The sequence below is a fragment of the Paenibacillus sp. J2R1T-4 genome (assembly GCF_059692235.1).
On record NZ_JCAUBA010000020.1, the window covers coordinates 144,710 to 152,188 of the forward strand.

The window sequence follows — 7,479 nt, forward strand, 5'->3', positions numbered from 1 at the left end:
CAAATACGGATGAAACCTATTACGATTCAAACCGAATATATTACACTTGGACAGTTTCTAAAGTTAGCGGACTGCATATCCACAGGTGGACAAGCCAAAAGTTTTCTGCAGGAAGCCGTTATAGAAATCAACGGATCTGTGGATAACCGCAGAGGACGCAAATTATATGCCAAGGACGTAGTGGATGTGAAAGGGTGCGGTCGGTTCGAGGTCGTCCGGGCATAGCTTATAGAGCTGCGCCATGTAGTGCGTTTCTTCGAAACGGTTTAGGAGGATTGCAATTGTTTCTCAACAAGCTGTCATTGCAGAACTACCGCAATTACGAACATGTGGATTTCTCAACAACGTCGAATATCAACATGTTCGTAGGTCCGAATGCGCAAGGGAAAACCAACTTACTCGAATCGATCTATGTGCTCGCTTTAACCAAATCACACCGGACGCATCAAGACAAAGAATGGATCGGATGGAACGGCCAAAAAGCGTTAATCCACGGAGAGATTGAGAAGAAATACGGACCATGCACACTCGACTTGCAGGTATCGGCACAAGGTAAACGCGCTAAGATAAACGGCTTGGAGCAAAAAAAGTTAAGTGATTTCATTGGACAGCTGAATGTCGTCATGTTCGCACCTGAAGATCTGGAGATTGTAAAAGGAGCCCCTGGTATCCGCCGAAGATTTCTAGATATGGAGATTGGCCAAGTTCAGCCATCGTACCTGCATGACCTGTCTCAGTATCAAAAAGTGCTTGTACAGCGCAATAATTTACTCAAACAAATGAACCAACATGCCTCATTCGCTGCTCAGTTAGAAGTATGGAATGATCAATTGGTTCAATTTGGTATTAAAATTATGAAAAAACGTCAAAGCTTTATAAGAAAGCTGCAAGTTTGGGCAGAAACGATTCATCAAGGGATTACGAATCACTCCGAACAGCTGCGAATTGTGTACAACCCTTCGTTTGCGTTTGACGATTCTGCACAACTTCCTGTTCTATTTGATCAATTTATGATAAAGTTATCACAGGTGAAAGACCAAGAAATTCGGCGCGGTATGACTTTGTACGGTCCCCATCGCGATGATTTGACCTTTCTGATCAATGATAAGGATGTCCAAACGTACGGATCGCAAGGGCAACAGCGGACAACTGCCTTATCCTTGAAGTTGGCCGAAATTGAATGTATCCGAGAAGAAGTGGGGGAATATCCAATTCTCCTGCTCGATGATGTTTTATCCGAGTTGGATACGTTTCGCCAGACCCAATTGATCGAGACGTTTCAAGGAAAAGTGCAAACTTTTATTACTACAACCGGAATCGAGAGCATCAAGCTAGACAAGCTGAACCATGCTGCCATTTATAATGTGCAGGACGGTAAACTCGTCTAGTCTTGAACACGATTAGGAGCTGGTCACACTGTTCATTCATTTAGGCGGAGAGAAGATCATCCGTGCATCGGAGTTAATAGCGATATTTGATTTATCAATCGAGAAGTCTTCGAAGATATCCAAGCATTTTATTCAGCATGCCCATAAAGACCGTAACGTGGAAGTGATTGGAGAGGAAGAGTGTAAATCACTTGTAATAACCCAATCCAAGGTGTTCTACTCTCCGGTTTCCTCCACAACCCTCAAGAAGCGTGCTCAAGTGCTCTTGGCCAACGAGATTGAAGTTTTTTCAAATCAGAGAAGTAGGTGACCGGAATGACAATCAATCAAAACGCTTATGATGAGAGCCAGATTCAAGTTCTGGAGGGCTTGGAAGCGGTTCGCAAGCGGCCGGGTATGTATATCGGGTCAACGGGACCGAGAGGGCTTCACCATTTGGTTTGGGAAGTAATCGACAATAGTATTGACGAAGCACTCGCAGGTTACTGCGATACAATTACGGTGACTGTTCACAAAGACAACAGCGTAACCGTTATAGATAATGGCCGTGGTATTCCGGTTGGTGAGAACACAAAGCTCAAGAAATCTACAGTCGAGGTTGTTTTAACCGTACTCCATGCCGGAGGGAAGTTTGGCGGAGAAGGATACAAGGTTTCGGGTGGATTGCATGGTGTCGGTGTCTCAGTTGTTAATGCCTTGTCTGAAGATTTAAGCGTTCAAGTCAAGAGGGAAGGCAAGATTCACCAGCAGGAATTTCGTCGGGGTATTCCTCAGTATGACCTTAAGGTCGTTGGAGATACCGAAGAAACGGGAACCATAGTCCGATTCAAGCCTGATTCCGAAATTTTCACTGAAACAACAGAATATGATTACGATATTCTACAGTCCCGTATCCGCGAGATTGCGTTCCTCAACAAAGGGGTTACCCTCCACCTGAACGATGAGCGCACGGATACTTCCAATACATTTGTTTTCGAGGGCGGGATCATCTCCTTCGTTGAATACCTGAACCGTAATCGTGTAGCGATTCATGAACCGCCGATCTATGTAGAAGGCGATAGAGACCATATTCATATCGAAATTGCCATTCAGTATAACGATAGTTATACCGAGAACATTTATTCTTTTGCTAATAATATTAATACCCATGAGGGCGGGACCCATGAATCTGGCTTTAAGAGCGCCCTTACTCGGATATTGAATGATTATGCGCGTAAGACGAATGCCCTCAAAGACAATGATTCAAACTTATCCGGAGATGATGTGCGTGAAGGGCTAAGCGCTATTATTTCCGTTAAGATTCCAGAACCCCAGTTCGAGGGTCAGACCAAGACTAAGCTTGGTAACGGTGAAGTGCGCGGGATTGTAGAATCCTTGTTTGCTGAGAAGCTGCAAATGTTTCTCGACGAGAATCCGGCTATCGCTCGTAAAATTCTGGAGAAGGGTATTCAAGCTGCTCGTGCTCGTGAAGCGGCCAGAAAGGCTCGGGAATTAACTCGTCGTAAAAGCGTATTGGAAGTTAGCTCGCTGCCTGGTAAACTTGCAGACTGCTCTTCCCGGGATGCGTCTATTAGTGAGATTTATGTCGTAGAAGGAGATTCTGCGGGCGGGTCTGCCAAACAAGGTCGCGACCGTCACTTTCAAGCGATCTTGCCCCTAAAGGGTAAGATTCTGAATGTCGAGAAAGCAAGGCTGGACAAAACGTTGTCCAACTTGGAGATTCGCGCGATTATTACAGCACTTGGAACTGGAATTAGCGATGATTTCGATCTTTCCAAGGCACGTTACCACAAAATCATTATTATGACCGATGCTGACGTCGATGGAGCTCATATTCGAACTTTGCTCCTGACGTTCTTCTACCGGTATATGCGTAAAATTATCGAGGCTGGCTATATTTATATTGCCCAACCGCCTCTCTATAAGATTGAACGTAACAAAACCGCTCGTTATGCTTATAACGACAAACAAAGAGCAGCGATTATCGAAGAGTTTGGAGAAGGCGCCAAGGTCAATGTGCAGCGGTATAAAGGTCTCGGGGAAATGAACCCCGAGCAGCTGTGGGAAACAACGATGGACCCGGAAAGCCGAACCCTACTGCAGGTTAGCATCCAAGATGCTATTGAAGCGGACGCGATCTTCGATACCCTAATGGGGGATAACGTAGAGCCTCGTCGCGAATTCATTCAAGAGCATGCAAGGTATGTTACGAACCTGGATATTTAACTCTGGAGGTAAACCATGGCTGAAGAGAGACAATCAGTTAAAGAAATAGATATTGGATCGGAAATGCGAACATCCTTTATGGCTTATGCGATGAGTATTATCGTAAGCCGTGCTTTACCTGATGTTCGGGACGGGCTGAAGCCCGTCCACCGCAGAATATTGTTTGCCATGTCCGAGCTGGGTATGACTTCGGACAAGCCATTTAAGAAATCAGCACGTATTGTCGGTGAAGTTATTGGTAAATATCACCCCCATGGTGATTCCTCCGTATACGAGGCAATGGTCGGAATGGCCCAGGATTTCACTTACCGGAATATGCTCGTTGATGGACATGGGAATTTCGGATCTGTTGATGGAGACTTCGCGGCTGCTATGCGGTATACGGAAGCCCGTTTATCGAAGATTTCGATGGAACTGCTTCGGGATATGCAGAAAGAGACGGTCGATTTCATTCCCAACTATGATGGCGAAGAACATGAGCCTTCTGTTCTTCCATCCAGATACCCCAACTTACTGGTGAATGGTTCCTATGGTATTGCTGTAGGGATGGCAACCAGTATTCCACCGCATAATCTAGGCGAAGTTATAGATGCGGTTCAACAGATTATTGATGATCCAGAGGTTACACCGCTTGAGCTGATGCAATCGATCAAGGGTCCGGATTTCCCGACAGGATCTTTTATCCTTGGCCGAGAAGGGATTCGATCAGCCTATACAACGGGACGCGGTTCCGTTACAATGCGCTCCAAAGTGAACATTGAGGAGAACAATAACAAAACCCGGATTATTGTGTATGAGATCCCGTACAAGGTCAATAAAGCAAGACTCGTAGAGAAAATCGCAGAGTTAGTCAGAGATAAAGTGATAGATGGAATTACGGATCTACGCGATGAATCCGACCGTACTGGTATGCGTATTGTGATCGAGCTTCGTAGAGACGTCAATCCGAACGTGGTATTGAATAATTTATACAAGCACACACCCATGCAGTCCAATTTCGGTATGATTATGCTTGCTCTTGTAAATGGTGAGCCGAAGGTTCTGAATTTGAAAGAAATGCTTCACCACTATTTGAAACATCAGCAAGAGATTATTCGTCGCCGAACGGAATATGATCTTAAAAAGGCTGAGGCCAGAGCACATATTCTTGAAGGGTTACGAATTGCTTTGGACCACTTGGACGAGGTCATTGCCTTGATCCGAGCCTCACGTACGACAGAATTAGCCAGAGATGGCTTAATGGAACGTTTCCAACTAAGCTACGAGCAAGCCCAAGCGATTCTGGATATGCGTTTACAGCGCTTAACGGGTCTCGAACGTGAGAAGATCGAAAGCGAGTATGCTGAGTTGTTAGCCAAAATCGCAGAGTTCCGCGCTATTCTGGGGGATGAACAGCTTATTCTTGCGATCATTAGCGATGAATTGAAAGAGATCAAAGAAAAATACGCAGATGCTAGAAGATCAGAGATTACGATCGGTGAAGAAAGCATCGAAGATGAGGATTTGATCCCACGCGAAGATGTTATCATCACGATTACCCATACGGGTTATATCAAACGTCTGCCAGTAACGACTTACCGCAGCCAGAAGCGCGGCGGTAGAGGCGTAGTCGGGATGGATACGAAGGAACATGACTTCGTAGAGCATCTGTTCGTTACGAACTCGCACCACTACTTGTTATTCTTCACGAACAAGGGTAAGGTGTATCGACTCAAAGCTTACGAAATTCCTGACTTAAGCCGTACGGCCCGGGGGACTCCAATCATTAACTTGATCCAAATCGAGCAAGGTGAAATGGTCAATGCCGTTATACCGGTAGAGGAATTTGGTCCTGATCAATACTTGTTCTTCGCAACGAAGAATGGGATTGTGAAGAAAACAAGTCTTGATGATTATTCGAATATTCGCAAAGGCGGTTTGATCGCCATTAACCTGCGCGAGGACGATGATCTGATTGGAGTTAAACTTACGGACGGCAATCAAGAGATCATTATGGGAACGAAGCAAGGGATATCCATTCGCTTCCCAGAACAAGATGTGCGTCCAATGGGTCGATCCGCTACGGGTGTGAAGGGGATCAACATCTCCTCCAAAGATGCTGTAATTGATATGGATGTTGTAAACATTGATCATGATGTGCTTATTGTAACGTCCAAGGGTTATGGCAAAAGAACTCCGATGAGTGAGTACCGGATTCAGTCTCGCGGCGGTAAAGGGATCAAGACGCTTAATGTAACGTCTAAGAATGGTCTGGTTATTAGTCTAAAGGTTGTTCGAGACGAAGAAGATCTTATGATTATTACAGAATCGGGGACGATTATCCGAACCAGTATGTCAGGAATCAACACGATGGGGCGTAATACACAAGGTGTCCGTCTAATTCATACTCGTGAAGATGATGAAGTAGCAACCGTAACACGTGTTGAAAAAAGTGAAGAGATAGCCATTGATGATGAGGCTGAAGAATAAAAAAATTAAGGATTGGTATTACAAACCAATCCTTTTTGTTTTACAATAGGAAATACGGACTAATTCGAGGTGGGGGGATAGTATGGCAGTTGTTCCCGTTTCCCAGCTAAATAGCGGAGATATAATTATTGAAGATGTTCTCACTAAACTTGGGAATATTTTGATAAATAAAGGGAAAGTGATTACGGATAGGGAAATCGAAGTATTAAGAGCTTTTATGATTCCTTTCGTGGATATTGAAGTAGAAGAGAGCGAAGATTCTGAACGATCAGAGCTCAAAGCAGAAGAAAGCGCACTGCCCTTTTATATAGAATATCATAATATGTTGCAATTGCTGAAACGAGTGTTCCGCAATGCAGCTGCGGGTGCCAACTTACCTGTTTTAGAAATTCGTAATACGATGGAAGCACTGGTCGCACAGATTCATCATTATCATGTACTGACTTATACTCCCAAAACAATGCATATGTCGGAATACATTTATCACAACAGTCTTATGGTTGCACTAACTTCTTACAATCTTGCCAAATGGCACGGATTATTAGCCAAAGACTTGTTCCCGATTGCACTTGCAGGACTGTTTCATGATATAGGCAATGTTAGAATCGATTCAGCGATTCTAGAGAAACCTTCCCGCCTTACGGGGGCTGAGCTTGAGGAGATGCGTAGGCACACGATATATGGCTATCAGATTCTTAAGACAGTTCCTTCGATCAATGAGGGAGTTAAACTCTGTGCATTGCAGCACCATGAGAAGGAAGATGGGTCTGGATACCCTCTTGCACTGAAAGGGGATAAGATCCACCCCTATGCCAAATTCGTAGCGGTTGCTGATATTTTTCATGCAATGACGGGCCCGCGTACATATAAGAAGCCATCTTCACCTTACATAGTATTGGAACAATTAATGACGGACTCCTTTGGAAAACTGGATCCTACTATCGTACAAACGTTCATTACGAAGGTAACTCAATTCCATCAAGGTACTGTAGTTCGGTTAAGTGACAATCGGATCGGAGAGATCATTTTTACAGACAGAGCAACCCCTACAAGACCTATGGTTAATGTAAACGGCACGATTATTAATCTAGCAGTTGAGCGAAAACTATTTATACAAGAAGTTATGCCTTGACATCACTTCCATAGACATGGTATATTAGTTTTCGCCTCTTCTGAGAGGTTCGATGAAAGAAACTGCAATCGAAGGTTGTTCAAAAAAACTTCTTGCAATCGAGTAGGCGAATGTGGTATATTAATCAGGTCGCTGTTCGGAAGGTTCTCACCCGAAGACAGCAAGATTGTTCCTTGAAAACTGAACAACGAACGTGCAAGTTTTAACGGCCATATGGCCAAAAACAAGCTAGACTCGTTTTAAGAGCAAGTCAAATTTCTACCT

6 protein-coding genes are annotated in these 7,479 nt (G+C 44.3%); all 6 read left to right on the forward strand.

Annotated elements, in window-relative coordinates; translation table 11 throughout:
• Positions 1-9: 9 nt before the first annotated feature.
• Entirely contained in the window at positions 10-225 is a 216-nt protein-coding gene (gene yaaA / locus AC58QD_RS26465; RefSeq protein ID WP_497338035.1) for a S4 domain-containing protein YaaA, read from the forward strand.
• 56 nt (positions 226-281) lie between these two features.
• Positions 282-1,388 carry a DNA replication/repair protein RecF gene (gene recF, locus AC58QD_RS26470; protein ID WP_497338036.1) on the forward strand — a complete coding sequence of 369 codons (1,107 nt, stop codon included), beginning with the start codon at positions 282-284 and terminating at the stop codon, positions 1,386-1,388.
• Between the two features lie 28 nt (positions 1,389-1,416).
• On the forward strand, positions 1,417-1,698 hold the full coding sequence (remB, locus tag AC58QD_RS26475) for an extracellular matrix regulator RemB (RefSeq protein ID WP_497338045.1): 282 nt from the start codon (positions 1,417-1,419) through the stop codon (positions 1,696-1,698).
• A 5-nt stretch (positions 1,699-1,703) separates the two neighbouring features.
• Positions 1,704-3,614 (forward strand): DNA topoisomerase (ATP-hydrolyzing) subunit B, encoded by a 1,911-nt coding sequence (gene gyrB, locus AC58QD_RS26480; protein WP_497338037.1) that lies wholly within the window; start codon positions 1,704-1,706, stop codon positions 3,612-3,614.
• Between the two features lie 15 nt (positions 3,615-3,629).
• On the forward strand, positions 3,630-6,083 hold the full coding sequence (gene gyrA, locus AC58QD_RS26485; protein ID WP_497338038.1) for a DNA gyrase subunit A: 2,454 nt from the start codon (positions 3,630-3,632) through the stop codon (positions 6,081-6,083).
• An 82-nt stretch (positions 6,084-6,165) separates the two neighbouring features.
• Entirely contained in the window at positions 6,166-7,215 is a 1,050-nt protein-coding gene (locus AC58QD_RS26490; protein WP_497338039.1) for an HD-GYP domain-containing protein, read from the forward strand.
• The last annotated feature ends 264 nt before the right edge of the window (positions 7,216-7,479 follow it).

Bases quoted from the DNA above. Each gene is read 5' to 3' on its own strand.
- yaaA (WP_497338035.1), top strand. From the start codon at position 10: ATGAAACCTATTACGATTCAAACCGAATATATTACACTTGGACAGTTT.
- gyrB (WP_497338037.1), top strand. From the start codon at position 1,704: ATGACAATCAATCAAAACGCTTATGATGAGAGCCAGATTCAAGTTCTG.
- gyrA (WP_497338038.1), top strand. From the start codon at position 3,630: ATGGCTGAAGAGAGACAATCAGTTAAAGAAATAGATATTGGATCGGAA.
- AC58QD_RS26490 (WP_497338039.1), top strand. From the start codon at position 6,166: ATGGCAGTTGTTCCCGTTTCCCAGCTAAATAGCGGAGATATAATTATT.